Raw genomic sequence first — 26,495 nt, 5'->3', positions numbered from 1 at the left:
GGCCACGCTCCACCCCCGTCTGATGTCGCCTGATCCTATGGCGTGACGGGGACACCTCTTCCGAGTGATCCAGATTGGGCGGCTCTACAGCTCGTACCCGGTGCCGCTTGAGTGCGACCGGTCCGGTCCGCCCGCCTCTACTGACTCCCCTCCTTCGGTCTTGCCCAAAAGCATCCGGCCGATGGGGCGGGGATGCCCCGCGGTCGCCGTTCGCACAGCACTCAGGTCGTAGCTGCGACCCGGAGTCGACTCCGCCGGATCGTGCTGTGGTGCAGTGACGACCACGGCGGCGTCGATCGTCTCTCGTAGCAGCGTGGTCTCACCGGTCTGCATGTACTCGAATCGTCCCCACACAAACTGCTCCCGCAGATCCCCGACCAACGAACTTTCCTGGGGAAGGTTCGCTTCGACGGGTTGGAATCGTGCTGTGTCGAAGGAGTAGCCGGCGTCCGCGCTGAGTTGTGTGAAGAACGCGAATTGCGCCCGGGTGTTTCCCTCCCGGAACGGGTGGACGTAGTTGATCCGCGCCCACACCTTGGTCAGCTCGTCGACGAAGGTCTCGCGGTCGAGTCCGCGTAAGTGGTTCTTGGCGGCCATTCGATCGAGCACCGCGGTGCCGTATCCGCGGACCTCTTTGGCTGCGAAGTAGCGGTGCGGGATCTCCGGTGGGTTTCGGATGCCGTTCCGGTACGCCTGCACGTCCGGGCCGAGTTTGACCATCGGCCAATCGCGTGGGGCGGTGCGGAGTTCGCCGGCCCATGGGTAGACGTCCTGGAACAGGTGGTGGTGGATCCGGCGTAGGTGCTGCAGGTCGTAGTTGCCGGGGATCGGCTCTCGTCTGAGCTCGGACATGCGCTTGTATGTCGACAGCCCCTCGTATACGTCGAGCACCTCCGGGTCGGTGATCCCGTACGGCCGATCGGCGGACACGCGAACGAGGTTGCGCATGACAGCACCGGAGATGTCCGGGAATCCGGTGGCATCCCATTGCACCGTCGACGGAATGTAATAGTCGATCCACTCCTGTGAGAACGGGCGGGGGCGGGTCACTGCTCGGTCTGGCCTCGTCGACGAAGGATCGAGTCGAGAGCATCGTCGAGCGTGATGTTCTCCTGCAGCAGTTGGACGAGGAGTTCCTTGGTGGGCTCGTCCATCGTTCGGCCCTCGATCGCCATGATCGGCGCCAGCCGCTCGTACTCGGCGCGTGCCTGCGCCTCGGTGAGTCGTTCGGACATCGTGCCCCTCCTGTGGTTTCTGGCCAATCGAAGATTTGCCAGTTGGTTAGATGGGGGTGATGGCGTCAATCAGCACCCGGCGGCTAAATCTCTGATCAGATCCCGCGTCGATGAAGCGGTCTCGGGCGGCGAAGATTGCATCTCGCAGGTCCATCAGTTGCTCGGCCGTCTGCTCGTAGGTGGGTGATGTGTCGTCGCGTTCGCGCGGCTGCCTAATCTCACAGTGGTAGTCCTCACCACCACCGATCGGTATGTCCTCGCTAGTCCTTTCGGCCAAGGACCTGCGCCAAAAATCGTCAAGGGCTTTCCACCAATCGGTCCACGCGGCCTGCACAACAGGGTCGCGAAACTTCTGATTGGCGTAGGCATCCGTGAAGTCACTTATCTTGCGCATGTCGCTCTGTCGCCACGACCTTCCTGAAAACTCTCCAGACGTGAGCCAACCCAGTCGACCACTGTCCTCGGGAAGCTCGGTGAGGATCTTGTCGAACAGGAACTGGTCATCCGCGTCAGGCTTCGCGAGCGCTTGCTGCAGAGCGCGATTTTCTGTCTCGAGCTGTTCGATCCTGCCGTCGCGTTGCTGGTTCGATTCGAACCATCCGACGCCCGTGTACCACCACGCAACCACGAGGACACCCAACACGCCTAGTAGGACTGCTGGATGGTCGCCCAGCGGCGTCATCACCTTGTCTATGGCCCACTGATACCACCCTGGGACGAAGAGTGTGCCGATCGCCAGCACCGGCGGCAGTATCAGCCGTAGGTACCCGTAGATGTTCCGCCGATTGCCGTTCACTCGATCATTCTGACTGCCATGTGGAATTTTTCGGGCGCGCGCGTTTTCGTGTCGGCGTTCGATTAGACGGCACGTTCGCCTTCTTCGTCGATGCCGTAGCCGTGGTCGATCTCGGCTTCCGGGTGGATCGGGGTGACGTTCCCATCGTCCGCGGCAGTGGTGTCGCCGATGACATCTCGGATCGGGCGGGCGTGTCCGCTGCTGGCGGCCTTGATGCCGTCGATGACGGACTGCTCCACGAGCGTGGCGACCGGTTGGGCCAGCTCGATGATGGCGTCGGTCGACTGATCAGGTGCCGGTGTTTGTCCGCGCACCTGGATGCCGCGGTGGAGGCTGGCCTCGTACAGCTTCTCCCGGGGCACCTCGCGTTCCTTGGCGAGCTTGTCGGCGCTCCGTTCGCCGGTGGCGAAGGCGTCGCCGCGGCGGTTGGCGGCTCCGCGATCGGTCTGCCCGGTGCCGTCCCAGGATTCCCAGTTCCACTGCCGACCGTGCCAGTACGTGCGGGCGCCGGGCATTCCGGAGTTGGGGTCGAAGCCGTACCGCCACTCGTATTCGCTGGCGTCGAGTGTTTGCCAGGGCCGCCGTTGGAGGTCTTCGGCGCGGGCTTGGCCGTTTTCTTCCCATTCCTTGCGGGCAGCGGCCATTCGCCCGGGCACGCTCGCGATCACCGCTTCTCGGGTCATCCCTTGCTCCTCCGCCCATCCTTCGGTCGGGTTGAGGTCGAGCGACCATCCTCGGTACTGGCCGTCGGCCCGGCGCCGTTCGGTGTCGAGCCGCTCGCGGCGTAGCGCCTCGGGTGAGTTCTCCCGGGAGTTGACCTCGAGGCTCAGTTCGTGAGCCTCGAGTTTCGCCTGTTCGAGTTCGTCTTCCTGGGTGAACACCAGCTCGGGTTCGGCGGTGGCGACGTCGAGTTTGGCCTTGTCGCGTTCGAGTTGAGCTGCGAGTGCGTCGCCGCGGTTGCTGACGGCGGAGAGGTGATTTCGGGTGGACTGGATGAACCCGGTGGTGGCGCTGTCGAGTGCGACGATGTCGATCATCTTGTCGCGCTCGATGTAGCGCTCCTCCCCCGCGATGTCGACGATGTAGTTGGCGAGGGTGTGCGAGTAGCCGAGGGTGATCGGGACTCCGTTGATCGACCCGATCGGAAGGAACTTGCGTGCCTTCGTGACCTCTTCGCGGGCCTGTGCCAGCGATTCCTTGACCGCATCGCGAAGTTCGGGTGCCTCGCTGTCGGGCACCGCGCGGCCGGCGACGTGCCAGATGCGTTTGCTGCGGTCCTCGACGGCGAGCCAGTCCTGGAGTTTCCCGCTCTGTTCCCTCAGTTCGGGCAGCCGTTCCGTCGCGGCTGCGATCTGCCGTTCGAGGGAGCGGATCGTGGCCTGTCGGGCGGCGTTGTTGTTGGTGACGGCGTTGCGTTGAGCTTCGAGCATGGTGACCTTCTGCTCGGCCTCGACCTGCTGGACGAAGACCGGGTCGCCGGTGGCGGCGGCCTTGGTCTGCGCCCACGACAACGACAGGTCGCCGCCGACGTCCTCCATCGTCTGGGGGACGTCTTCACGGCGCAGCTGGGCGACGAACCCGGACTTGCGGGCGACGTACTGGTACATCATCGCGTCGTAGGAGCGGCGGGCCACGACGTTGATGACGCTGACCTTCTCGAAGGTGTTGCCCTGGCGGATGATGCGTCCGATCCGCTGTTCCATGTCCGCGGCCGTCCAGGCCGGATCGAGGTTGACGAGCTGTTTGAGTGCGCGCTGGACGTTGAGTCCGGTGCCGCCCTTCTTCGTCGAGGTCAGCAGGACACGGATCCGCCCGTCGCGGCATGCCTCGGTGAGTTTGGCTTTTGCCTTGGGCGAGTTGTGGTCGTGCATGAAGGCGATTTCCTCGGGTTTCATCCCGCGTGCGATCAGGGCGTCGCGCAGTTCGGTGTAGACGTTGCGGGCGCGGCGGCTGTCGCCGACCTTCGGTGTCCCGCGGTCGCAGAACACGAGCTGGAAGGCGCCGGTCATGTCCGGGCCGTATTTGTCGGCCGGAATGACCACGTCGGCGTTGTCGACGTAGGCGTTCCAGATGGCGTCGGCGGCGACCTCGACCCGGGAGTTCTCCGGGGGCGGGGACGGCAGGTTCGCCAGTCTCGGGTGCATGGCGACGTTGCGCCCGTCGGTGGAGATCTTGAGCGTGTTGTCGATGTGCATCTCATCGCCCTTGACGTTGCCCAGGCGTTCGTCGAGGTCGGCGACGAAATCGAGGACGTCATGGCCCTGGTCGAATTCGAGGATCGTGGGCGTTCCTCCCTCGATGACGGGCAGCCGAACCGGGATCTGGTCGGCGGTCACGACGTCCCGGAACTGGTCGAGCATCGCGACGAGCTGGGGCACGTTCGCGTACTCGGCCATGCGGGTGACCATCCGCAGTTTGGTTCCGGTGATGTTCATTTCGACCGCGGTGACGGGCTTGGCGAAGGTGCCGGCCCAGTTGTCGATCCGGCTCATTCCCGTCCGCACCAGCAGGTCCGGCCGCAGCATCTTGGTCATCACCCAGATCTCCGACATGGCGTTGGTGATCGGGGTGCCGGTGGCGAAGGCCATCGCCTTGGCGGGCGCGTTGGGTTTGCCGGCCCGGGCGTTGCGGTCCTGGGCTTGCTTGCGCAGGAACCGCGCCTTCATTTCCAGGTCGGTGGCCCGCTGCGACCCTTCCGCTACCGACAGGTCAGCGGAGTTCGAGGGCCGTGAGAGGTTCTTGTAGTCGTGCGCCTCGTCGATGAACATGAAGTCGCACCCGGACTGCTCGAAGCTCAGACCGTCGTCGGTGGACTTCTGCCCGACGATCGTCTCGATGCGCTTCTTCATCGCCTTGATCGCGTTCTCGATCTGTTTGACGGAGAACTCAGATCCGGACTTGGTGGCGGCCGCGAGGGCGCCCCGCAGTTCGGCTTCCTCGTTCTCGAGGTACTCGATCTGCGCCTCGCGTTTCATCGCGATCAGCCCGAACACGGACTGCGGGACGATCACCATGTCCCAGTCACCGACGGCGGTCTGCCCGATGAACCGTTGCCGGTCCTCGATCCCGTCGAGCTCGGAGGCGACGAGGATCTTCGCGTTCGGGTAGGCGTCGCGGGCCTCGTTGCCCCACTGTGAGAGCAGGTGGTTGGGGACGACGACCCACGGCTGGCGGACCTGCCCGAGTCGTTTGGCCTCCATGCAGGACACCGTCATGGTCAACGTCTTGCCGGCGCCGACGACGTGATCGAGCAGGATCGTCTCGTCGTGCAGGAACCGTTGGACGGCGGCGGCCTGGTAGTCGTACAGCTCGTACTTGGGGTTCAGCCCGGGGAACTGCTTGAACTCGGTGCCGTACTTCGGTTTGACGAACGAGTTGCACAGCTCGTTGTAGGTGGCGGCGAGTGTGACGTAGCGGTCGCCGTCCGACCACAACCATTCGGCGAACCGCTCCTGCAGAGCGGCCGCGTTCGACCGGGCCGCGGCCGTCAATTCGGGATGGAACCGCGGCTTCGGGGACCGCTCCAGTTCCTCGGCGGTCTTGAGGACCTGAACAGCCTTGTTGTTGGCGATCAGGTTGAACATTTCGACGCCGGAGAGCTGGGCGCTGCCGTACTTGTCGGTGTAGCCGCTGGTGGGGTTCTTGTGGCGGCTGTTCTGCTCGGTCTCGAAATTCCAGTTGCCGCTGACCTTGTCGAACTCGGTCGTGAGCCGGTTCGGGTTGAGGCCGAACTCCTTGATGAGGAATTCCCGGTAGTACTCAATCGGTACCCAGATCGCGCCGGGCCGGACACCGATGGCGGCCGGATCGACGTCGGGCGGGATGACCCGTTCGAGGGCTTCGACAGCCCCGCCGTAGAGCTCGGGGTCCTCGGCCGCCAGGCGCTGGGCCTTGGCGTGCTTGTCGCGGACGTGCCCGGAGAGGAACGTCTCGGCGATCTCCCATTCGCCGGGGTGATCGAGGGACGGGAACATGCGCCCGCGGGCCTGGTCGATGACATCGCCGACCTCGAGGTCGAGCAACTCCCCCATCCGCTCGGGTGAGAGGTAGCCGAGTTCGTCGAAGCTGATCGCCATTGCCTCGTCGACATGGTCGGCCGTCTCGGCTCGACTCTTGAACGGGGTGGTGTCCTCGGTGAAGATCGGTGACTTGCTGGCCTCGGCATCGGTGCCGTCGAACCGCGAGGTGAAGTTCTCGATCGAGAGCACCATGCCGATTCGGGGATCACGCAGGATCGCACCCTTGAGGTGGTTCTGGTTCTTCTGCGGGATCGGCTCCGTAGCGGCCTTGTCCTGCATGTCCTCGAGGACATCGTCGGGGATCGGCCCCGTGTAGGGGCCGGCCTCCTCGGCGCTGAGCCCTTCCTCCCGCGCCTCGGCCTTGCCGGTCTTGATGCGCCACCGGGTGATGGCCTTGTCGAGGCGTTCGGCGATCTTCTTCTCGGTCAGCGGCGCGGGTTCGGTGAGGGTGAACCTGTTGAGCGGTCCCCACCGGTTGGTGTAGCGGTCGTAGAGGGTGCCCAGCTGAACTCGCAGGGCGTCGCGGTCGGCTCGGGTGGAGTCGGTCGAGCGGCTCGCCTCGGTCAGATTCATGACGGTCTCACCGAGTGCGATGAGTACCTTCCACTGCTCGGCCTTGTCCTTACCGATGCAGTTGACGTACGTCCATCCCTGACCGATCTTGAACTGCTCGAACTGGCCTTTGACCTCGTCGAACCGCATCGTTCCGGGTTCGACTGTGGTTGCTTCGATTCCGGTGCCGGTCAACAGGCCAGCGGAGGTGAACGGTTCGGCGGCCGTCGGCGACGGCCGGGGTGCGGTGAATCCGAGTCCGCGGTCGACGGCCCGGTCGATGATCGGGTCGAGCTGGCGGCGGATCTGCTCGGCCAGTGGTGTGTGGGTGCGGGGTTCGACGATCAGATTCAGTTTGCCGTTCGGACCGTTCCCGACCGCCAGGGTGCCCAGCACCCGCTCGGGGTGCTGTTCGAAGTAGCGGTTGATCCAGTACTGCGCTGTCGGTGCGCCGCCCTGGTCCGCGCCTTGGCGATGGTCGAGCGGAATGCTCTTGACCTCGCCGGCCCACGCCGCGGTCTCGGGGGATGGTTCCTGCCCGTCGGGGCGGCGCCGGAACACCAGTACGTCGGTGACGACCGCGGTCTTGGCCTGCCGGTCGAAAGCTCCGGTCGGCAGGCGCACCGCGCCGATCAGGTCCGCGGTCTCGGTGATCTTCTGACGTGCACCTGGCCGTCTCGCGTCGGAGGTGTACGCGGAGGTCACGACCGCGACGTAGCCGCCGGGGGCGGTGAGGGCGAGAGATTTGACGATGAATTGGTTGTGCAGGGAATGGCCGTCGGCGTTGTGGATCGGGTCGTAGACGCCGTCCTTGCCGAAGGGCACGTTGCCGATCGCGCCGGTGAAGGTGTCGTTTCCGGCGAAGTTGCGCTCGAATCCGTGGTTGCGGATCTGCTGCGACGGATACAGGTGGTGCGCGATCTGGGCGCTGATCGGCTCGATTTCGACGCCGACCATGTTCACTCCGGCCGGGGCGGTGCCGACGAAGTACCCGGCTCCGCAGCCGGGTTCGAGTATCAGGGCGTTCTTCGGCATCCCTGCGCGTTCGACGGCGCGCCAGAGTTCGTGGACCACGGCCGGATCGGTGTAGTGCGCGTTGAGGGTGGTCTCGCGGGCCTGCGCGAAGCCTCGCTCGCCGAGGAGCTCGTACAACTCGTCGCGTTCGGTGCGCCAGGTATCGCGGAACCGTGCCCGGTTGTCGAATACCTCGGGGACCGCGCCCCAGCCGGACCACTGGGCGAGGACTGTCTGTTCTTCCGCCGTCGCCAGCCGCTGTTCGCGGTCCAGCTCGGTGACCAGCCGGGCAGCGGCGATGTTGGCGCGGACACGGGCTTTCGCGCCGGACGGGACCAGGATGTCGGTGCCCAGCTCGAAGTCCGCGGGTGCCGCGATGGGCTCTGTCGGCCGCGAGATCTCGGCGATCTCCTCGGCCTCGGCTTCCTCGACCGCCTCGGAGTCCGCGAGCATCGACTCCAGCAGCGCCTGCCGTTGCGCCAGCTCGCCGGTGGTGGCGGTCAGCGGGTCCAGGGCGGCCAGCTCGTCCGGTGTGAGCGTTGCGGTGGCCTCGGGTGCCTGGGTGATCCCCGGCTCCGGCTCAGCGGCCGGTGCGGAGTCGGCGGGGGCGTACTGGGCGGCGGTCTCGGGGGAAACCCAGACGTGACCGCCGCTTTCCTTGCGGACCTCGATCAGGCCGCCGTTGCGCCACAGCGGACTGGTGATCGGTTCGCCGTGAACGTGATCGGGGACTACCGGCAACTCCGCGTCGGCGGTGCGAGGGGTCTGCTCAGTGGGGGCCGCCGGGTCGGCGACCCCGGGTTGTTCCGACGACGGGTCGGCCCCTTCTACCTGGGCGGTGGTCTCCTGGTGTTCGTCGAGGGCAGGCGGGCTGGCCGGCTCCGCCGCGATCTCGATCTCATCGGTGGTGGCCTGTTCGGACTGCGTCTGAGCGTCCCGTTCGGCCTCGACGATCTGAGTCGCCTCGGCCGTTTCGGACGAGGCAGCGGCGCGTTTGCGCGGCAGGAGCACGCGGGCCTCGTCGATGGCCTCGCGCCAGGAATGAACCTCGCTGTAGACCTGCCCGTCCAGTTCGGCGGCCTCGGTAACTCGGTTCTGCCTCGGCAATCTCAGCTCGATGTGGGTGCCCTCGGGGTCACCGACGTACACGCTGTCGTTTTGGTAGATCGTCAGATCGCTGACGTCGAAGGTGGCGTATGGGTCCTTTGCGTTTTTGTTCTTCCGCAGCCCGGTGATCAGCGCACGGTCTACCTCGGTCCGCAGCACCCAGTCCAGATCGAAGCCCTTCGCTTCGAGCAGGGAGACGTCGCCGGGCAGGGTGCGGCGCAGGTCGTCGATGATGCCGCGGCGCGCTTCCTGGACGGGCCCGGTGTCGGCGGCTGCGGATCCGTTCTTCGAGTACTTCCAGAGCGGATCGCTGTGTGCGGCTGCGTGGTAGAACTCGTGCCCGAGTGCGAGCATGGTGGCGGTGGACGTGACACGATCGCGTGCCTCGCGCACGGGCCGGTAGGTGCGTTCGACCCACGCCGGTATCGGGTGGCCGGCGGCTTCGAGAAGGCCACCGACGGCGACGCGGTAGTCGTCACCGCAGTTGACCTCGTTGTCGGCTCCGTTGAGGGTGTACTCCCACCCCACCGAGACGTGGCGGATTCCGGACCGTGGCTTCGATTTCAGCCGCAGTCCGTGCATGCCGCCTTGTTCGAAGTATTCGTGGCCGTTGTGGGCGTAGACGACCTCCATGTCGTCGTGGAGGTTGGGCACGATGGTGCGCCGCAGTTCGGCGGCGAGTCGCTCTTGGCCGATGCTCGCGGTGGCGTCGACGAGATCGGGACGCTCGAAGCTCAGGACATCGAAGGCGACCTCGATGGCGGCTTCGAGCTGCGGGACACGCGTCGCGGAGGGCAGACCTGCCCAGGGCGCGACGAGCGGATCGCTGCGCAGGTGCGCGCGCATCCACTGCGTCCACTCTTCGCGTACCGACTTGTCCCACGTCAGATCGTCGCGGTGCGCCTCGGTCCAGGCGTGGGTCACCGTGTCGTAGAACCCGGTGTCTCTGAGTTGGCGGCGGTCGCGGACGATGAGTTGGGCGGCTGCTTGTCGGGTTGTGGATCCGTCGCGGGCGAGGTCGACGATCTTTTCGTGGACCATTCGCGCGAATGGGTGGTGCGCCGCGAGGTCGTCGGCGAGGCGGCCGCCGACCGCGTCGATGATGTTCGGATCCGCGGCGGCCGCCGCGTACAGGAATGCCTGGTCGGCGGCCGTGACGTCGCGTTGGGCGTCGACGCAGCCCTTCCACCACTGGTTCGTCATTGCCTCCCGGGCCTTTACGCCCTTGAGCTTGCGCAGGGCGGTGACGAAGGCCAGGTCGCAGTCTGGATGCGGCAGGTCCAGCGGTGTGGCGGGGTCGAACTTCGCTCGGGCGCGCCGGTACCAGTCGTTCTCGGGGATGACGCCCAGGTCCAGGGCTTCCTGAACGGCCTCGAGGGTCTCGACTCGGTCGTTGAGTTCGAGGAGTTCGGCCTCTGCCTGTTCGAGACTCATCTCGTCGTCAAGATCGAGATCGGTGTCGATCTCGGTGTTCTCGTCGGCCGCCAGCACGGACTCTGCGGCCCGCTGCGCGGTTTCGAGGTAGGCCTCGCCGACCTCGCGTTCGTCGGCGTCTCGCGCGGCCACCACTGCGTCGGTGATCGCCGTGGTGATCGGGTGTTGGATCGTCTCGGGGCGGCGGGCTTCCCAGTACGCCTCGGCGGCCTTGCGGCCCAGTTCGTGCCACCGGTCGGTGTTGAGCAGAATCGTCCGGCACGCGGTGAACATCTCGTCCGAGATGTTCTGCCGGTCGCTCATCAGGTCGGCCAGCGCCACCTGGGCTTTCGTCTTGAAATGCCCCTCTGCCCAGGCGAGGAACTGGGTGGCGGTGTTCGCCGAGGAGGCGGCGGCGGTATCCGCTTCGGTGTTCGGCTCGGAGAGTGTCAGCAGGATTCTGGCTTCGACCTCGGCGGTCGCGTCCACAGCCGTCGTGACGGGCGCTGCGACCGGTTCGATGTCGGCAGAGGCGTCGGCGGTTGCGGTGTCGACCTGCGCATTGTCGGTGGGCGCGGACTCTGGGAACAGGGGGCCGGCGGGACGATCGCGGAACTGAACCTCTTTGAGGTTGCCGCTGAGGATGGCCGAAATCAGGTCGTGCGCTTCGCCCTTGGTGATCGTCGTGTCGACCGTGAACGGCTTCTCGACCTCACCGGCCAGCTGTTCGAGCTTGCGGATCTGTGCCCGGCTGATCGCCTCGCTACGCCAACCGGCGGCCGGGGTGCGCTCGGCTGTGGACATTTCCTGCACGAGGGCACGCGGCACCTCATGCGGATCGACGCCCAGCGCCTGGATCTGATTGCGCAGCTCACCCTCTCGGGCCGACTGGACGCGCCACTGGGTGCGGAGCCGCTCGATCTTTCCGGTGATGCTGTGGACGTTCTCGGTATTCGCGACGATCCCGGCCTGCAGCCCTCGCTGCTGCGCGGTCGCGAGCGCCCGCTGAGCGGCCGCCAACTGCCGGGTGAGCTTGGCGCCGTGCCGTTCGAGTTCTGTGACCTGCTCGCTGGCGGCCGCCCACTGCGCTTGTGCAGCTAGAACGGAAGATTCGGGTCCTCGGGCGGATTGCGCCGGATCTCCTCGTCGATCATCTCCGCCAGCTCGTCCGCGATCGGGTCGTACGCGGTCATCGGCACCGGCTGGTTGTCCTCGATCCGCTGCGCCACCAGCGCCCGCCCCAACTGCTGGAACCACGCCTGCCGATCGAGCCACACCCGGTGCACGATCTGTTCCGCCACCGGCATCGGCCGCACGTTCAGGCTCTTCCACCGGTCCGGATCGTGTTCCCGACGGGCCCGATCCTGCTCCGCCTCGATCTGGTTGTCCGCCCAGGCCTCGAATTCCGTCCTGCGGGCGGCGATCTCCGGTGTCACCTGCGGATACAGTTCCTCGGCGAGGATCATCTCCCGCGCGGCCCGCCACGCCGTTTCCTTCGCCTGCACCACGTTCCAGTAGGTCGGGGTCATGCCCCGGTTCGCCTCGGCCCACTGCTCGTGCGCCTGTGTCTCCAGCGGCCCGCTCGCGGACTCGGTCAGCTGCTGCAGGCGCAGAGCCTCGCGGTCGATCTGCTCCAGGTCCTGCGGGGACGTCGGGTCCAGGCCGAGCCACTCGACCAGAATCCGTCGCGTCTCGTCCGCGATCGTCACGTCGATTCCCTCGACCTGCTCGATCGCTTCCTCGCTCTGCGCTTCCATCCCCTGCTCCTTCATCCTCGAAATCGAACGCGCCCTGGTTGACGTTTCCGCGTGCCACTCGACCTCCTCGTCAGCGCCCATCCAGGGCGACACCCCACCCGAAAACGGGGAGTTTCTGAGGTCGATTTTACTACAGAACAACGACAAAAATGGTGTCTGACCTGCACTAATGCCGAATTGCTCGGTGGGTTCAGGAGCTTCGCTGAGCCCCCTGAGGGCGCGCCAGAGCGACGCACACCATCAGCACCAACGGGGCGATGAACAACCCGCCGATACCCGCCATGAACGCCCGTGCGGGGCGGCGATGGCGGTTGTACGAGCGGCGAGCACAGACCACCGCCCCTGTGATGGACAGCACATTGAACGCGACAAACACGGTGGTGGCGAACGCGTTTCCGTCCATCACGGGGCCAACCTCTCTAGCGGGTGTTAGGTGCCTTCATCGAACCGCACGGGATCGACATCGCTAATCCGGGAGGGGCTGCCGCCCCCGAAGGCGAAACTTCCGGGGGCGGCAGCCCCGCCGATCGTTGCGCCCGGGATTCCGGCCGCGAACGGCACGGCCCTCCATTGCGCATCCGACAGGGGGCTGCCGCCCTCCGCGGCCGCGGCTGGGAAGCCCAGGATCTGAGTGACCGCCTCGATCTTGGTCCATGGCAGTTCGACCTCGATCTTCGCCGGTTGCAGCCGCAGGCGTGAATTGGAGGGATCCAGCTCCCTGGCCTTTGCCAGCAAGCCCGCGAGAGGGTTCTCCACGGTGAACCACGCGGACGAGTGACCGGACTCGAAAACTGCGGTGTGCACGGATCGGTAGCCCTCCAGCGCCTCCAACGCGGCGAGGAACTTGACCTTCTGCGGCCCCAGCTTGGACCGTTCGCTCTCGTCGAGAACCTCGTGGCGGCGCGCCCACGCATCGAAGAGTTCGTTCAGCTCGACCATTTCGACATCGGTGGCGTAGTGCTCCAGGTACGGAATCCTCACGCCCTCCGCGAGGTGAACAACCTTGGCCATGCCTGCTCCTTCTGGATTCTGGTTCATGCCATCAGTAGTGAGATCAATTGCCAGACTGCGTGTGCGGAGCTGGCGGCATCGCGCGGGTCGACGGGTCGGTCTGCGACGGTAACCCAGCCCTCCGACGACTTCTCCAACGCTCGGACGAGGAGCCTTCCGGATACGTCCACAACGGTGAACAGGATGTCGTGGCCGTCGCCGCTGTGCCAGATGAGGTCGCCGTCGTCGAGCGTGATGTTCGAAGCCAGGGATTCGGTCTCGGCGTGCGAGTCGTTGCGCTCGTCGAACTCGCGCGCCAGCTGCGCCAGTGCCTGTTCGTGGCCGGCGCCCATCGGTTGATGCACCACCAGCCCTCCCTCGCCGCGCAACGACGCCTGGTCGATCAACAGAACCGTCATAAACCTGCCCTCCCGTTCACGCTTCATCCGCGTTTCAACTCGACAACTCAGGACCTACTCTACATAGAGACCTCTCCAAGTAGAATAGTTACGTACCGTCTGTTGCTCGGGCACAGAATCTGTCGGTACTGCTGGCTGCACTGATCAGCGAAGAAGGGGCCAGTTGCTCCCGGAAGGCTTACGCGTCGGTGCAGCACTTGTCTGCGGCCGCGCGTCGGACTGCGTGGTCGAGCTGAGCACCTCCACCACCATTTCGCTGCCGACTGCTTCCAACTCCGGCGGTGCGCTTGTTCATGGGTCACCTGACCCCAGTCGTGTGTCCTGGTTCGCCGAGCGGGCGGGGCCCCTGTTGGGTAACGAGCCTTGCCAGGTCAGCGATACGTCAGGCAGGTCGGGAGGACCAGGAGACAGTCATGATCGGCATTGTGTTCGACATCCCGGTGTTCGGCGACCCGATCTGGCCACCAGGCGTTTGGTACGTCAACTTCGCCAACTGGTGGAATCAGTTCTAGCCATGTCACCCCCAGGAATGTATGGCCCGATTGGTGACTTCTACGTGTGGTTCGCGACCGTGACCATGCCGGTCTGGTGGCCGATCGTCGAGTGGTGGCAGGCGATGAACTGATGGTTGGACTAATGCCCGACCTACCCGTCGACATCTTCTCGGCGCCCTACCTACTTCCGGGCTCCGCATGGATCGCATTCGCGACCTGGTGGAATCAGTTCTAAGGAGTCGAGATGATCGGCAGTCTGCCTGACCTCCCAGGCTGGTTTTCGGTAGGGGAATGGGCTTTCTGGTTCCCGATCCTTACCCAAATCGCCAACTGGTGGAATCCGTTCTAAGGAGCGCGCAATGATCGGAATATTGCCTGACCTTGGCTACACGTCTTGGCTTCCGGGCGCAATTGAATGGAACAACTTCGTTGATTGGTTCAATCAGCTCTGATCGCTCTGTCACGGCCGGATGGTGGCAGCCGCTCGTTCGACGTGTGTTCGCGCCATTTCATAGCTGCCCTCCCCGGATCTTGGTGAGTCGTTCGGTGGCTTCTCGTAGTCGGCGGCCGTGGGCGCACATGTGCTCGAAGAGATCCCGTTCGGGGAGGCGTTCTGCTGCTTCTGCCAGCGATTGTGCGGCGAGGTGGAATCCGCGGCGGTATGCCTGGGTGATCACGGCGTCGGCGTAGTGTTCGGCTCCGCCGGTTGCCCCGAGCGTCGTGACGTCGGCGAGGGCGGTGGTGAGCTGCTTCCCCTTGTGTCCGGCGGTGCGGCCTTCGCGGCTCAGCATAAGTGCGACGTGCGCCGAATCGTGGGGTTTGCCGGCCGCGACGAGTGCGGCGATCTGGCCGTACAGCTGCCCATAGGTCGGACGGTCGAAGTCCGCGGCCGTGATCAGCGCGGTCACGCGCCGGGCCTCGGCGGGCTGCGCCCACAGCAGCGCGCACAACAGTTGCGCCTCGACGTCCAGGCGCGGGTCGTAGTCCATGTCATCGGCCGAAATGGCCTCGTGTGGGTCGGCGGCGAGTGCGGTGCTCATCGGGTAGTCCTCCTGTCGGTGACTGGCTGCCGTGGCGTCCATCAGGCCGCGAGCGCCTTGATGCGGTCGATTCGGAAACCGGACCAGTGATCGTCTCCTGCAACGACAACCGGCGCCTGGAGGTATCCCAGGCTCATCACGTAGTCCCGCGCCTCGGCGTCTTCGGTGATGTCGACGATCTGGTATTCGATGCCGCGCTTGTCGAGTTGCAGGTAGGTGGCGTGGCATTGAGCGCACGCGGGCTTGCTGTAGACGGTGACGGCCATGAGACTTCCTCCCCTACTCCCACACCTGACGGTCAGGTGGTGGTGTGTTCCTTGTCGAGCTGGGCGACGCGCTGGTGGCTGATCTCGAGGATGGTGGCCACGTCACGCACGGACAGTCCCCGGGCGCGCAAATCGCGCACCAGCGCGCGGGACAGTCGCGAGGCCTTCTCCACGGCTCGCTGCGCCTCCGCGCTTCGCTGCTTCGCCTCGGCGATGTTCCGCAGCACGGCCGGATCACCGAGGTCGTAGTCGAGCGTGACCTCCACCTGGTCCGCAGCCACCTCGGTGAGCAGTGCGGCGGCGTCGGCCACCATCGCGGGAATCTGGTCGAGCCGCTTCGCCGGGATGAACAGCCCGTCCACCTCCGGTACGTCGACCGTCCACCACTCCCCGATGCGCACCGCATGTGCTGTGACCTTCATTTCCTGCCCTTCCCCGGCACGCTTCAGTCATTCCGAGCTGCTTCACCTAGTGAAAGTCTATCCCCCTAGACTAGTTCAGTCTAGGGGGATAGATACTTCTATTCGTCCAGGTCGAAGACCTGATCGGGGGTCCGTCGTCCGACCATGATTTCCTCGATCGGCGTCAGCGGATGCCCCTGTTCCTCGAGATATTCGAGGTAGGCGTCGGTGCCCCGGCGCTTCGATCGCCAGGAGTCCTTGAGGATCCGCGACTCCTGGGCTGCCAGGACCAGGGCCAGTGTGAGGACTTGGGCTCGGGATGCTCCTGCCTTGACGACCTGGTCGGCCACGAAATCCGATTTGAAGAGAGCCTTGATCGCCAGCACCTCCTTGAGGACTTCGTCCGCCCGGTACTCGGTGAGCAGGTGCCCGTCGGCGGCGAGTGTGGTGGCGACGTACGCGGCAGCGGACTTCGGGGGCGTCTTGGCCGCCAGCAGACCACTCAGGAACTTCCGGCGGACGACGGTCGCGGCCTCTGCCTTGATGTTCAGCGCGCGGACCATCTTGCGCTCACGCCGCACACGCTCCTCGGTCTCGAGCTCCTTCCGCCTGGCCTCGGCCTGGGCTTCGAGCCTCTGACGTTCCGCCTCCGCGCGTGGATCCCCCTCAGTCACCGCAGCGTCCACGCCCGGTCCGCCAGCTCGCACCGCTGCCATCACGGGTGAGAGCTGCAATCCTGCGGCGTCCGGATCGGCGCACACGTACTCGGGGAGCCACGTGTCCTCAATGTTGACGGTGTTGACGTGGACCAACCCTTCGCCGGCCTCGATGTCGGCCTGACCCTCGGTGTACCAGTCGATAGCATCCTCGTGGAGCGGCAGTCCGGTCTCGATGTCGGAGATGAGCTGGCCTTTGCTCAGGACCACCGTCCAGTGCTCGGCGTTCGCCTCGACGTTCTCGAGGGTGACCTCGCCGCCATCGCGGGTACGCAGGTCCGCCATCGCGAGCACGGTTCCGTAGCCGGGGTGCTCGCGCAGAACGAGGAAACCCTTGTCCTCGTACGGTGCGGCCGCATCCTCGAATTCTTCACGTGCGATTCGGGCTGCCCTCAGCTCCTCGGCGGTCGACTCCATCCGAAAGCTCGGGCAATAGCGTAACCGCTGCACTGCCTCCTCGTCGCCGTCGAACTCCGCGAGGATCGCGGCACTCGCGAAGTCGAGCTGGTCCTCGTCGACGAGGGTGCGCGCGACCTTGGATTTGCCGACCTTGGCTGCCTGCTCCACCCACGCCTTGTCTTCGTGGATGGCCTTGGCGACCTTGGTCACCGAGACACCCAGGTCCAGTAGTTCGGCTGCTCCTGCGGCGCGCTGGCCGGGCGTGAGGGCAAGTCTCTGGTCGTTCGCCTCCATCTGGGCGATCAACCGCTCGGCGTTGCGTGCACGCTCGTCTGTGGCGGTGTCCAGGCGCACGATCACCGGAATCGACGTCGCGCCGGTCTCTCGCGCCGCGAGCGTTCGTCTCTGACCGTCCCGCACGACGATCTGCCCGTCGGCGAGCTGCACGGCGCTGATCGCCTCGAGCACTCCGTGGTCGCGGATGGATTCCACGAAATCGGGCGTCTCGGACAGGTCGACCTGGTCGCGGACGTTGGCCCCGATGTCGAGAGCGTGCGGGTCGAGACGGACGAACATCTCGCCGTCGATGATCTCGGCCACGGGGCCGTTCTGAATTGCAGTCATGCTGGTCTCTCTCCTAGGATTCGGATCCAAGACACCGGGCAGGTACCAACTGCCCGGTGTCTTGTGTTTCCGGTGGGAATGGCTCAGTTAGCCGGTCGCGGAACCGTCATGTGCGGGAAGCCCGGTCACCCTTCTCCACGTAGTTCCCGTGTGGAAGTAGTGCTCCGAGATGTGAAGTTTCTGAAGGTCGGCGGCGAGTGTGTCGAACCCCAGCGCTTCCAGCAACGCGACGTAACGGTCGACGTAGCGGCAGTCGAGAAGCGCGACTTGCCGGATCACGGACTTGTCCGCGAAAACTACTTCGGCGAACTTGTCGGCGGCCTCGCAGATAGCCAGAATGTCGTACACCTTGTGGGCCTTTCGTTCGGTGATTGGTGCCTGCGCCAGTTCCGCGCGGGCATCGTCAGGACTGCTGCTGATGACTCCGTTGACGATGAAATCCGCTGTGCTGCTCATAAGTTCCTCCTGGTATTTCTGTGTGGCTGGGTCGATCAGTTGTTTGGTGTAACCGGGGGGCTCCAGCAGGCGCAGAGCTCGGGCCCGGGGGCGCACCCATTGGGGCAGACGAAGTCCTCGACACGGAGGATCAGCGGGAGCCAGTCCCCGACCTCGTAGTCCTGCTCGGCGCAGGTCTCGGTGGCGTCGCTCATCGCGGGGCAGGAGTAGTCGCCGCAGCAGCAGAGCAGTCCGGCGTAGTGGTTGGTTGCTGCGTTGTAGTCGTCGCCTGGCTCGTACTCGTAACCGCTCACAGTGGTGACCTTTCGTTCGTGCCCGGACACGTCCCGTGCCCTGACAATTTTTTTTCCGTTCTGGCAAAGGAGGTTCGGGGCGACGGATCAGGGCATGGCGCAACCCCTGGTCAGGAAAGTTTTTCAGCGAAGCGTCTTTGAAAAAGTTTTCTGAGCCGAAGGCCGGCGAAGCCGCCAGGGGTTTTGCCAGGACCGCCGTCGCCCAGAATCGGAAGGCCAGAAAGGAAAACAAATCAAAACGCTCTTCTACAGAGCGGAGCGAAGCGGAGCATCCTCTTGGAGGACACCGAAGGTGGCCAGGCCGCCGGGCAGGCGGATCCCCAGCCGATAGACGATGTAGGTCTCGAGTGGCCAAATCTCATCTGGGATGGCCAAGTGGGTGAGAGGGCATTCAGCGAAGGCTGCGTACCGGGTCTCAATCCCATGGCGGAATCTCACGGCGAGTGGCGGCCACCATCTTGGCGAGACACGCCCATCGTCAGTATCTGGTCACGGATCGCCAATGACGGCCGCGGCGGCGTGATCCAGATCGTTCAGGGGGCCCGATTGACGCCCCAAAACAAAATCATCACCGGACGGGTCTCATGCTGAGAGTCCGTCGTCGCAAGGTGGGCGTCTCGTCGCCTTCGAGCGCATCGTCCCGCGGATCGCATTAGACGAAGTTCATTCACGAAGCGTATTGACAATGGGATCTAGTTGCGATTCAGGGGGTTTGCTCCCTCCCGCCGCAAGCCATGTCGGATTCGTCTGATTCCATACAGCGATGAAGAAGATGTTCGCGGCTGGCGCCGTATTGGGACTCCTGTCGCTAACCGGGTGCAACTCGAGCACGACCGCGGACACTGAAGCGGTGCCCGCGACGTCGGTGACTGACGACGGGACGGCGCTGAACAAGCGGGGTGCCGTCGAGGTTGCCCTCGGTGAACCGGCAACGGTCCGCGATCCGTCCGGTGCCCTCATTCTTGAGGTCACTGGTACCGCTCTATCTTCGGAGGGATGCCCTGACAACACCACCGACCGGACGCAGATCACTAAGCAAAAGCTGACGGCCACGGTCAGCATCGGGAACCAAACGTCCACACAATGGCTGTGGCCGTCCGACTTTTACTACGTCGACGCCAACGGGAAGGTAACCCGCAATCTGACCACATCGGACGCGAACCCCTGTCCAGGCGCGGGTAAGAACGCTTTCATCGATCTCCCCGCCAACTCGAGCGCTGACGGATTTGCGACCCTGGATATTCCGAAGACCGCGACCGTAATCGGCTACCAGTCAGACCTCAGCGGCAGCGACGTGCAAATCGAGTGGACGCTCCCAACTAGCGGCTAGCCAACCTTGGACCGTCTATCCCAGGCGACCAATTTGCCCCCACTTCCACTCGAGGGTGGGGGCTTTCGCCGTTTAGGCGGAGGGCGGTTCGCTGATGGCGTCGGCAGTGACGACCATGTCGAGTTCGAGGCTGTTCATGCCTGCGGCGTCGGTGACATACACGGTGATCGCGGCGCACCACTGTCCGTCGTGGATTTGAAACCAGTGCGTTTGAAGTGCCGGCCGCAGACCCGACAGATACACCGATGAGCTCTTCACCCTCATGCTGACGTAGTCGGCGCGTGCCGCTCCCCCACGCCCGAGCGGCAACGCCTTGCTGATGTCCACCTGGACTGACCGCGGCGGGTCGAATGTCCTGATGACCGGGTGTTCGGGCCATCGTTCGGTCCAGCTGTCGGTGTTCATCACAGTGCAGCTCGCAGTGGGGTGTGGCCAGTGACCGGGATTTCGGGGACCGTGCGCCAGGCAACCGCACCGGAGTCGCTGCGGATCTCCATGCGGAGCGTGCGCCGTTGGAATCCTTTGCCGGCGGCTGCGATGTCGAGTTGCACCGCAGTGACGCGGCCGTGTCCCTCGCCGAGACCGGAGTATCCGGCGACGCGGGACTCGATGCGCAGATCCACCCCGTCCCAGTGCCCCTCGGTTACCAGCAACACGGCGCCCTTCGACCGTGCCCGCGCCACCACCGCCCTCGCCCTCGACGGCGTCACAGCCGCGCCCGAAAGCCCGAGAATCACGAGGTCAACACCATCGAGAAGAATCGCCGCGACTTCTCTAGGGGGACAAAGCTGTTTCGCTGGTTCTCTAACAAAGACCATGCAGGTCAGCGTCCTCTGCCCGGAACATAACACATGCAACAGGTGTGGCACAGAGAAGATGCGGGACACAGCGGCAGGCGACTCTTGGCCGAGCGCGTTGCTGATGTCCGTTCAAAACTAAGTGTTCCGCCACGGAACAGCCTGGGCACTTTTGCGGACCGACAACTTCCATCATCGCCGAAATCCGGTTATTATCGCTATATGACGATTGATAGTGCGGGCAGTTGCCTCGTCTCCGGAGGAACCGGATCGAGCCTGGATGCGGCGGTGGCGTTGTTCCACAGCCTCTCCGATGGCACCCGGTTGGCGATCGTGCGGCGCCTCGCGGACGGGGAGTCGCGGGTGGCGGATCTGGTCGGTGAGCTCGGGTTGGCGCAGTCGACGGTGTCGGCGCACGTGGCATGCCTGCGCGACTGCGGCCTGGTTGAGGGCCGCCCGCAGGGGCGGCAGGTGTTCTACTCGCTGGCCCGGCCGGAGTTGCTGGATCTGCTCGCTGCCGCGGAAACCCTCCTTGCGGCCACCGGTAACGCGGTCGCGTTGTGCCCGAACTACGGCACCGACACCGGCACGGAGGTGACGGAATGAGCGACGCCTGCGGCTGCGGCCACGACGAACCCCGCCCCGAGGGGGAAGAGGAAAACGAACCCGACAAATTGTGGCAGGTCACCGAGATTCGGGCCGCCGCGATCGCCGGGGTGCTCCTGGTCGCCGCGCTGATCGTCGGCTGGACAGCCGGCCCGCGCCCGGTGGAGCTGACCCTCGAGGCGCTGGCACTGCTCGTCGCCGGCTACACCTTCGTCCCCTCTACCCTCAAGCGGCTGGCCAGGGGCAAGATCGGCGTCGGCACCCTGATGACGATCGCCGCCGTCGGCGCCGTGATGCTCGGCGAGGTCGGCGAGGCCGCCATGCTGGCGTTCCTGTTCGCCATCAGCGAGGGACTCGAGGAGTACGCGGTCACCCGCACCCGCCGCGGCCTGCGCGCTCTGCTGTCCCTGGTCCCGGACACCGCCACCGTCCTGCGCGGCGGCCGCGAACAGGTCGTCGCCCCAGCGGATTTGGCGCTCGGTGAACTGATGATCGTCAAGCCCGGGGAGCGGATCGCCACCGACGGCATCATCCGATCGGGGCGCACCGCCCTGGACACCTCGGCCATCACCGGGGAATCGGTGCCGGTCGAGGCCGGACCCGGCGGGGAGGTGTTCGCCGGCTCGATCAACGGCACCGGTGTCCTCGAGGTCGAGGTCACCGCCCGGGCGGAGGACAACTCGCTGGCCAAGATCGTGCGGATCGTCGAGGCCGAGCAGTCCCGCAAGGGGCAGGCGCAGCGGCTGGCCGACAAGATCGCCAAACCGTTGGTTCCGGGGGTGATGGTCGCCGCGGTGCTGATCGCCGCGATCGGCAGCGTGTTCGGCGATCCGCGGGTGTGGATCGAACGGGCCCTGGTGGTGCTGGTCGCCGCGTCCCCGTGTGCGCTGGCCATTGCGATTCCGGTGACGGTGGTCGCCGCGATCGGCGCCGCGTCCAAGCTGGGGGTGTTGGTCAAGGGTGGTGCCGCGCTCGAGGCGTTGGGCCGCATCCGCGGTATCGCCCTGGACAAGACCGGCACCCTGACCCGTAACCGTCCCGAAGTCATCGACGTTGCCACCACCGGTGGCGCCACCCGCGGCGCGGTCCTCGGTGTCGCGGCCGCTTTGGAGGCGCGCAGCGAACATCCCCTGGCCGCCGCGATCCTCGCCGCCGTCGACGAGTACGCCCCGGCCGAGGACGTCGACGCCGTCCCCGGCGCCGGCCTGACCGGCCACATCACGGGCATCCCGGCCCGGTTGGGGCGGCCGGGCTGGATCGACCCCGGACCACTGTCCGGGGATGTCGAGCGGATGCAGCACGCCGGGGCCACCGCGGTCCTGATCGAACGCGGCGGCACCCTAATCGGGGCGGTCGCGGTGCGCGACGAACTGCGCCCCGAGGCCCGCGAGGTCGTCGCCGGGCTACGCCGTGACGGCTATACCGTCGCCATGCTCACCGGCGACAACGACCGCACCGCAAGAGCATTGGCGGCGGACGTCGGCATCGACGAGGTACATGCGGACCTGCGCCCGGAGGATAAGGCCCGCATCGTCTCCGATCTGCGGACCCGGCGGGCGACGGCGATGGTCGGTGACGGTGTCAACGACGCCCCCGCCCTGGCGACCGCCGACCTGGGCATCGCGATGGGCGCGATGGGGACCGACGTGGCCATCGAAACGGCGGACGTCGCCCTGATGGGTGAGGACCTGCGGCACCTGCCCCAGGCGCTGGCGCATGCCCGGCGGTCCCGGGCGATCATGCTGCAGAACGTCGGCCTCTCGCTCGCGATCATCACCGTCCTGATGCCGCTTGCCCTGTTCGGGGTCCTCGGCCTGGCTGCGGTGGTCCTGGTGCACGAGGTCGCCGAGATCGTGGTCATCGCCAACGGGGTCCGCGCCGGCCGCGCCCGCGCCCTCACCGGCCCGGAAACGGCCGCACCCGAACCGGTTCCAGCGACCGCGGCCCACCCATGACCCCGTACACCGGTGTCGAGGGCACGGCGCCGATGTCTCGTCTCCGTTCCTCTCGAATCTGCTCTGCCGAAGCGAAGGAGACCATGTCATGACCGCGATGCCCACCGTCATCCGCGCCGCCTACACCGCCGAGATGGCCGCCGCCCGCACCACCACCGAGGACGCCCGGCGGTGGGCGCACCTCGAACGCGCGCATATCCTTTCCCAGCCCTATCCGTGGCCGCACACCCGCAACCACCTCGCCATGCTCGCCCTCGCCCTGCACCAACACGACCGCCGCGAGGCCCTCGGCCAGGTGGTGCGGATCATCGTCGCCGCCCCCGGCTCGGCCCTGGGCCGCTACCCCGAGGGCAACACCGGCCGCACCCGCGCCGGACTGAGAACCCCGATGCCGATCCCGGCGGACCTCGCCGACACCCTGGCCGCGGCCCGCTGACCCCAGCTGCCTGAGAAGACGGTGCAGCGGCCAGCGCGCCCCGGCCGCGGTGGTGAGGACCACCACATCCCGGCAAGGCGCGGCAACCAGCACAAAGTGTGGTTCGTTAGGGTGTCGCCATGCTCCGTGTGCCCTGTTTGCCCGATTTCCCGGTGTCGCTGCGGCGGGGTACGCGGTGAGCCGCGGGATCCGTCTGTCGGTGGCGCTGGTCGTCGCGTTCGTCGTCGGCCTGGGCGTGTTGTTACTGGTCAACCGCTCCGACACGGAGCCGGTCCCCACCGACAGCGTGGCAGCGCCGGTGGTTCGCCCGGACAGTCACCGGCTCAACACGGTCGCCGACGGCAAGGCCACCTTCGTGGAGTTCCTCGACTTCGAATGTGAGGCCTGCCGGGCGGTGTATCCGGCGATCGAGCAGCTGCGCACCGACTACGGCGACCGGGTCAGCTTCGTCGTCCGCTACTTCCCGCTGCCCGGCCACTTCAATGCGGAGCGGGCGGCCCGGGCGGTCGAAGCGGCCGCCGGTCAGGGCCGGTTCGAGCAGATGTATCAGCGGATGTACGACACTCAAGCCCAGTGGGGTGAGCAGCGCACCCCGAAGGATGAGGTGTTCCGCGGATATGCCGCCGACCTCGGTCTCGATCTGGCCGCCTTCGACGCCGCCTACACCGATCCCGCGACCCTCGACCGCGTCCGCGCCGACGTCGCCGACGGGGAAGCGCTCGGGGTGCAGGGCACCCCGACGTTCTTCCTGAACGGCGAGAAGATCGAACCCACCAGCTACCAGGATCTGACCGATGCTCTCGACGCCGCCCTCCGCTGACACCGCTGACACCGCGGCTACCGACACCGGACGCGCCGCGGCCGCATCGCCCCTCAGCCCGGGCAGTGATGCTGCGCCGTTCGCGCGGTCGCTGCCGTGGCTGCTGCTGGTCGGTGGCCTCACTGGCCTCGTGGCCGCGTTCGTGCTCACCATCGAGAAGTTCGCCCTCGCCGCCGACAGCGCGTACGTCCCCTCGTGCAGCCTCAACCCGGTTCTGAACTGCGGCTCGGTGATGGGCACCGCACAGGCCTCGGTGTTCGGATTCCCCAACTCGCTCCTCGGAGTCGCCGGGTTCGCGGTCGTCGCTGCGACCGGGGCGGGGTTGCTGGCCGGTGCCCGGTTCGCCCGCTGGTACTGGCTGGGCTTGCAGGTAGGTGTCACCGCGGCGGTGGTGTTCGTGCACTGGTTGATCGTGCAAAGCCTCTACGTGATCGGCGCCCTGTGCCCGTACTGCATGGTGGTGTGGGCGGTGACCATGCCGATCTTCTGGTACGTCACCCTGCGCAACCTGCACCACGGCACCCTTGCCCGCCCGGTACCCGCGGCCGTGGTCACCGCAAGCGGAAACCACGTTCTTCCCCTGACGGTATGGGTGCTGGGTGTGGCCGGGTTGGTCGCCTACCGGTTCTGGTCCTACTGGTCCACCCTGCTCTGACTCCCGCCCGACGGTGTTGTTGGGGGCGAAAGGAACCACCGATTCAGGTTGGCTTACTCCCCAGATCTCAGTTCAGTGTTGTTTGTTCATGTTCGTGAACAGTTCTCGGTTCGCTGAGCGGGCGGCATCGAGTTCCTGGCTACGTTCCTCGAGCTGCCCGGTGAGATCGACGACGTGCTGTTCGAGCATCGTGATGCGCCTCTGGAGTTGATCGATGTCGGTGGGTGCGCCGAGTCCGGATTCTCGCCATGCTGCTTCGCCGAGCAGTTCGGAGAGTTTTCGCTCGAGTTGCACGTTATGCGCGACAAGACGGGCGATGCGTTGATGGGTATTGGCGAGGTCGGCTTTGAGCGATTCCCGTGTCACGGGTTCCCCGTTCCCGCTTGCCGTGGACGGACAACTTTGGGCGGTGTGAATCCGGGCGAGCAGGTCGCTGTGCCGATACAGGAAACTGCGATCCACCCCAGCAGCGCGGGCTATCGACGAGACGGTGATCTCCCCTCCAGCTGCTCCGGCAACGCTCAGCGCCTTGACGACTCGTTGCCGACGACGGATGGAATCGGCGCGGCGGCCCTCGATCATCGGGTTCGTCATCGCTCATACTCTCCTGGTGCCTGGCGAAGATTGGGCAGTGGTTGACGAACCAGGGGTGTCCCCAGTCCGATGATCTGGTTGCGTGCACGGCGCACGGTCGCCGCCGCTTGTTCTATCTGGGAGCGGTCCTCATCGGACAAGTCGTCGACGTCGGCACCGATCTGCGCTATCAGTCTGCGGATTCGGTGAATTTCCTCGTCCGACGGCATCGCCTCGGCTTTTGCCCAGTCGTCGGCGGCGAGCGCACCTCGCAGCCGTTCGCGGCTGCGCAACAGATCGGAGAGGTACGCCTGCAGATCCGGCAGGTAAGACACGTCGGTGGAGAAGTGGGAGCACCCGATACAGCGGAACCGGACGGGGCAGTCGTGTCCGCCGGCCGCGACGTTGCTGGGTTCGCTGCACGTCCCGTAGGGGACGGCGACCTCGCCGACCGCGCGGCGTAGATGTTCGGAGTCGAGCAGGGCCCTGGCCTCCCGCCAGATCTTGTTGCCGTGCCGATCGAAATGCATGGTGGCGAGCCTGTCGACGGCATCGCGCCGTCGCGTTTCACCGACACGGTAGTAGGCCTGTGTGGTCCCGAACTGCCGGTGATCCATCAGGTCGGACAAGACGTCGATGGCGACCCCGGCATCCGCATGACGTTGGGCGTAGGTGTGTCGGTACGCGTAAAGGAAGATCTTGTTTCGGTCGAAGGGCAGCATCTTCGTCACGTGTTGCCCATCGATGTCGACGACCACGGGAACCGTGATGTCGGGCAATGTGACGACCCAGTCGCGATGTCGCATGGTGAGCCAGTCGTCGTTCAGGCCCCGGGTTCCGTGCGGATTCCGCGTGAGGGCGGGGATGAGTTTCATCTGTGCGGTGGCCTCGTGCGGGTATCGAGCTCGGACACGTTCTTGTTGGGTGGTGATTACTGCGGCCGTGGGCTCGGTGATCGGTAGCCGACGGTCGAGCCTGTTGGCCTTGATGTTGGTGTAAACCAGGACGGGTTTTCCCTGTTCGTCACGTTCGAGACAATCGAGGCGGAGCTGGCAGATCTCGTCGGGGCGGCGGCCGGTATCGATGATCAGTTCCACCGCTACCCGCACTTCCCGTGAGTTGTTCTCCTCGAGACTGCTCAGATGCGCACAGACGTGCCGCATGACCTCGACCGGTAGATCTCGATGTTCCTTGTTTCGCTCACCCTGGAGGGGAACGTCTTCCGGGTCGAGGGTGGAGGTTCCCCCCTGAGTGAGGACATCGTGAACACTGGGTCGTGAAGGTCCCAGAGGAAGAGATGTCACTGATGGCGATGAAGGCGTACTCGGCGGA

Annotated in this window: 24 protein-coding genes and 1 pseudogene; 7 read left to right on the top strand and 18 right to left on the bottom strand. The window is 65.6% G+C overall.

From position 1 onward, the window contains the following. Positions 1-84: 84 nt before the first annotated feature. The 14 genes from MLGJGCBP_RS23845 to MLGJGCBP_RS23780 form a co-directional block, all read right to left on the bottom strand. Positions 85-1,050 carry a Fic/DOC family protein gene (locus MLGJGCBP_RS23845; RefSeq protein ID WP_160098549.1) on the bottom strand — a complete coding sequence of 322 codons (966 nt, stop codon included), beginning with the start codon at positions 1,048-1,050 and terminating at the stop codon, positions 85-87. Further along, positions 1,047-1,235, bottom strand: a complete 189-nt coding sequence (locus tag MLGJGCBP_RS23840; protein WP_160098547.1) for a hypothetical protein — start codon at positions 1,233-1,235, stop codon at positions 1,047-1,049. The genes MLGJGCBP_RS23845 and MLGJGCBP_RS23840 overlap by 4 nt, the downstream gene beginning before the upstream one ends. A gap of 46 nt (positions 1,236-1,281) precedes the next feature. After that, positions 1,282-2,031, bottom strand: a complete 750-nt coding sequence (locus MLGJGCBP_RS23835; protein ID WP_160098545.1) for a hypothetical protein — start codon at positions 2,029-2,031, stop codon at positions 1,282-1,284. 62 nt (positions 2,032-2,093) lie between these two features. Continuing rightward, positions 2,094-11,156, bottom strand: a complete 9,063-nt coding sequence (locus MLGJGCBP_RS23830) for a helicase-related protein (RefSeq protein WP_160098543.1) — start codon at positions 11,154-11,156, stop codon at positions 2,094-2,096. Between the two features lie 77 nt (positions 11,157-11,233). Then, on the bottom strand, positions 11,234-11,893 hold the full coding sequence (locus MLGJGCBP_RS23825; protein WP_201453180.1) for a hypothetical protein: 660 nt from the start codon (positions 11,891-11,893) through the stop codon (positions 11,234-11,236). Positions 11,894-12,083: 190 nt separating this feature from the next. After that, positions 12,084-12,296, bottom strand: a complete 213-nt coding sequence (locus MLGJGCBP_RS23820) for a hypothetical protein (protein WP_037198229.1) — start codon at positions 12,294-12,296, stop codon at positions 12,084-12,086. Positions 12,297-12,322: 26 nt separating this feature from the next. Then, entirely contained in the window at positions 12,323-12,904 is a 582-nt protein-coding gene (locus tag MLGJGCBP_RS23815; RefSeq protein WP_236581334.1) for a hypothetical protein, read from the bottom strand. Positions 12,905-12,927: 23 nt separating this feature from the next. After that, positions 12,928-13,302 (bottom strand): hypothetical protein, encoded by a 375-nt coding sequence (locus tag MLGJGCBP_RS23810; protein ID WP_160098539.1) that lies wholly within the window; start codon positions 13,300-13,302, stop codon positions 12,928-12,930. 1,003 nt (positions 13,303-14,305) lie between these two features. Next, the gene (locus MLGJGCBP_RS23805; RefSeq protein ID WP_160098537.1) at positions 14,306-14,836 is read right to left on the bottom strand and encodes a DnaB-like helicase N-terminal domain-containing protein; all 531 of its coding nucleotides are present in this window, start codon (positions 14,834-14,836) and stop codon (positions 14,306-14,308) included. A gap of 41 nt (positions 14,837-14,877) precedes the next feature. Continuing rightward, positions 14,878-15,102 (bottom strand): glutaredoxin-like protein NrdH, encoded by a 225-nt coding sequence (gene nrdH, locus MLGJGCBP_RS23800; protein WP_160098535.1) that lies wholly within the window; start codon positions 15,100-15,102, stop codon positions 14,878-14,880. Between the two features lie 32 nt (positions 15,103-15,134). Then, on the bottom strand, positions 15,135-15,524 hold the full coding sequence (locus MLGJGCBP_RS23795) for a hypothetical protein (protein ID WP_160098533.1): 390 nt from the start codon (positions 15,522-15,524) through the stop codon (positions 15,135-15,137). A gap of 98 nt (positions 15,525-15,622) precedes the next feature. Then, on the bottom strand, positions 15,623-17,242 hold the full coding sequence (locus tag MLGJGCBP_RS23790) for a ParB/RepB/Spo0J family partition protein (RefSeq protein WP_160098531.1): 1,620 nt from the start codon (positions 17,240-17,242) through the stop codon (positions 15,623-15,625). 87 nt (positions 17,243-17,329) lie between these two features. Next, on the bottom strand, positions 17,330-17,698 hold the full coding sequence (locus MLGJGCBP_RS23785; protein WP_160098529.1) for a hypothetical protein: 369 nt from the start codon (positions 17,696-17,698) through the stop codon (positions 17,330-17,332). A gap of 35 nt (positions 17,699-17,733) precedes the next feature. Beyond that, positions 17,734-17,991: a hypothetical protein gene (locus tag MLGJGCBP_RS23780; RefSeq protein WP_160098527.1), complete on the bottom strand. Its 258-nt coding sequence runs from the start codon at positions 17,989-17,991 to the stop codon at positions 17,734-17,736. A gap of 276 nt (positions 17,992-18,267) precedes the next feature. Between MLGJGCBP_RS23780 and MLGJGCBP_RS23775 the strand changes: the two genes are divergently transcribed. Continuing rightward, positions 18,268-18,582: a hypothetical protein gene (locus MLGJGCBP_RS23775; RefSeq protein ID WP_160098525.1), complete on the top strand. Its 315-nt coding sequence runs from the start codon at positions 18,268-18,270 to the stop codon at positions 18,580-18,582. Positions 18,583-18,754: 172 nt separating this feature from the next. Then, the gene (locus tag MLGJGCBP_RS23770; RefSeq protein ID WP_160098523.1) at positions 18,755-19,321 is read left to right on the top strand and encodes a hypothetical protein; all 567 of its coding nucleotides are present in this window, start codon (positions 18,755-18,757) and stop codon (positions 19,319-19,321) included. A 72-nt stretch (positions 19,322-19,393) separates the two neighbouring features. Here MLGJGCBP_RS23770 and MLGJGCBP_RS23765 read toward each other — a convergent pair whose 3' ends face one another. Together MLGJGCBP_RS23765 and MLGJGCBP_RS23760 are read right to left on the bottom strand one after the other, a co-directional pair. Beyond that, positions 19,394-19,726: a hypothetical protein gene (locus MLGJGCBP_RS23765; protein ID WP_236581333.1), complete on the bottom strand. Its 333-nt coding sequence runs from the start codon at positions 19,724-19,726 to the stop codon at positions 19,394-19,396. Continuing rightward, positions 19,726-20,094, bottom strand: a pseudogene (locus MLGJGCBP_RS23760) (hypothetical protein); the annotation flags it as partial. The pseudogene MLGJGCBP_RS23760 and the gene MLGJGCBP_RS23765, both read right to left, overlap by 1 nt. Before the next feature lie 246 nt (positions 20,095-20,340). Between MLGJGCBP_RS23760 and MLGJGCBP_RS23755 the strand changes: the two are divergent. The 5 genes from MLGJGCBP_RS23755 (at position 20,341) to MLGJGCBP_RS23735 (ending at position 24,590) form a co-directional block, all read left to right on the top strand. Beyond that, positions 20,341-20,724, top strand: a complete 384-nt coding sequence (locus MLGJGCBP_RS23755) for an ArsR/SmtB family transcription factor (RefSeq protein ID WP_160098519.1) — start codon at positions 20,341-20,343, stop codon at positions 20,722-20,724. After that, positions 20,721-22,679 carry a heavy metal translocating P-type ATPase gene (locus MLGJGCBP_RS23750; protein ID WP_160098517.1) on the top strand — a complete coding sequence of 653 codons (1,959 nt, stop codon included), beginning with the start codon at positions 20,721-20,723 and terminating at the stop codon, positions 22,677-22,679. Before MLGJGCBP_RS23755 ends, MLGJGCBP_RS23750 begins: the two co-directional genes overlap by 4 nt. 88 nt (positions 22,680-22,767) lie before the next feature. Further along, complete coding sequence (locus MLGJGCBP_RS23745; protein WP_160098515.1) at positions 22,768-23,115, top strand: DUF3703 domain-containing protein; 348 nt, start codon at positions 22,768-22,770, stop codon at positions 23,113-23,115. 175 nt (positions 23,116-23,290) lie between these two features. After that, the gene (locus MLGJGCBP_RS23740; protein ID WP_160098513.1) at positions 23,291-23,935 is read left to right on the top strand and encodes a DsbA family protein; all 645 of its coding nucleotides are present in this window, start codon (positions 23,291-23,293) and stop codon (positions 23,933-23,935) included. Beyond that, a complete protein-coding gene (locus MLGJGCBP_RS23735) occupies positions 23,910-24,590 on the top strand; it encodes a vitamin K epoxide reductase family protein (RefSeq protein WP_160098511.1) in 681 nt (226 codons plus the stop codon). The genes MLGJGCBP_RS23740 and MLGJGCBP_RS23735 overlap by 26 nt, the downstream gene beginning before the upstream one ends. A gap of 72 nt (positions 24,591-24,662) precedes the next feature. Here MLGJGCBP_RS23735 and MLGJGCBP_RS23730 read toward each other — a convergent pair whose 3' ends face one another. After that, on the bottom strand, positions 24,663-25,184 hold the full coding sequence (locus tag MLGJGCBP_RS23730; protein ID WP_160098509.1) for a DUF6262 family protein: 522 nt from the start codon (positions 25,182-25,184) through the stop codon (positions 24,663-24,665). Next, positions 25,181-26,326 carry a tyrosine-type recombinase/integrase gene (locus tag MLGJGCBP_RS23725; RefSeq protein WP_236581330.1) on the bottom strand — a complete coding sequence of 382 codons (1,146 nt, stop codon included), beginning with the start codon at positions 26,324-26,326 and terminating at the stop codon, positions 25,181-25,183. Before MLGJGCBP_RS23725 ends, MLGJGCBP_RS23730 begins: the two co-directional genes overlap by 4 nt. Positions 26,327-26,495: the final 169 nt, after the last annotated feature.

Origin of the sequence: Rhodococcus sp. T7, from assembly GCF_009872365.1 — a bacterium.
Taxonomy (GTDB): Bacteria; Actinomycetota; Actinomycetes; order Mycobacteriales; family Mycobacteriaceae; genus Rhodococcus_F.
The sequence above is the reverse complement of the archived record's forward strand: the minus strand, read 5'-3'. Positions and strand labels throughout refer to the sequence as shown.

Bases quoted from the DNA above. Each gene is read 5' to 3' on its own strand.
- MLGJGCBP_RS23730 (WP_160098509.1), bottom strand. From the start codon at position 25,184: ATGACGAACCCGATGATCGAGGGCCGCCGCGCCGATTCCATCCGTCGT.
- MLGJGCBP_RS23785 (WP_160098529.1), bottom strand. From the start codon at position 17,698: ATGAGCAGCACAGCGGATTTCATCGTCAACGGAGTCATCAGCAGCAGT.
- MLGJGCBP_RS23810 (WP_160098539.1), bottom strand. From the start codon at position 13,302: ATGACGGTTCTGTTGATCGACCAGGCGTCGTTGCGCGGCGAGGGAGGG.
- MLGJGCBP_RS23805 (WP_160098537.1), bottom strand. From the start codon at position 14,836: ATGAGCACCGCACTCGCCGCCGACCCACACGAGGCCATTTCGGCCGAT.
- MLGJGCBP_RS23825 (WP_201453180.1), bottom strand. From the start codon at position 11,893: ATGGAAGCGCAGAGCGAGGAAGCGATCGAGCAGGTCGAGGGAATCGAC.
- MLGJGCBP_RS23765 (WP_236581333.1), bottom strand. From the start codon at position 19,726: ATGAACACCGACAGCTGGACCGAACGATGGCCCGAACACCCGGTCATC.
- MLGJGCBP_RS23820 (WP_037198229.1), bottom strand. From the start codon at position 12,296: ATGGACGGAAACGCGTTCGCCACCACCGTGTTTGTCGCGTTCAATGTG.
- MLGJGCBP_RS23735 (WP_160098511.1), top strand. From the start codon at position 23,910: ATGCTCTCGACGCCGCCCTCCGCTGACACCGCTGACACCGCGGCTACC.
- MLGJGCBP_RS23770 (WP_160098523.1), top strand. From the start codon at position 18,755: ATGAAGAAGATGTTCGCGGCTGGCGCCGTATTGGGACTCCTGTCGCTA.
- MLGJGCBP_RS23725 (WP_236581330.1), bottom strand. From the start codon at position 26,326: ATGCGGCACGTCTGTGCGCATCTGAGCAGTCTCGAGGAGAACAACTCA.
- MLGJGCBP_RS23755 (WP_160098519.1), top strand. From the start codon at position 20,341: ATGACGATTGATAGTGCGGGCAGTTGCCTCGTCTCCGGAGGAACCGGA.
- MLGJGCBP_RS23795 (WP_160098533.1), bottom strand. From the start codon at position 15,524: ATGAAGGTCACAGCACATGCGGTGCGCATCGGGGAGTGGTGGACGGTC.
- MLGJGCBP_RS23750 (WP_160098517.1), top strand. From the start codon at position 20,721: ATGAGCGACGCCTGCGGCTGCGGCCACGACGAACCCCGCCCCGAGGGG.
- MLGJGCBP_RS23790 (WP_160098531.1), bottom strand. From the start codon at position 17,242: ATGACTGCAATTCAGAACGGCCCCGTGGCCGAGATCATCGACGGCGAG.
- MLGJGCBP_RS23840 (WP_160098547.1), bottom strand. From the start codon at position 1,235: ATGTCCGAACGACTCACCGAGGCGCAGGCACGCGCCGAGTACGAGCGG.
- MLGJGCBP_RS23745 (WP_160098515.1), top strand. From the start codon at position 22,768: ATGACCGCGATGCCCACCGTCATCCGCGCCGCCTACACCGCCGAGATG.
- MLGJGCBP_RS23815 (WP_236581334.1), bottom strand. From the start codon at position 12,904: ATGGCCAAGGTTGTTCACCTCGCGGAGGGCGTGAGGATTCCGTACCTG.
- nrdH (WP_160098535.1), bottom strand. From the start codon at position 15,102: ATGGCCGTCACCGTCTACAGCAAGCCCGCGTGCGCTCAATGCCACGCC.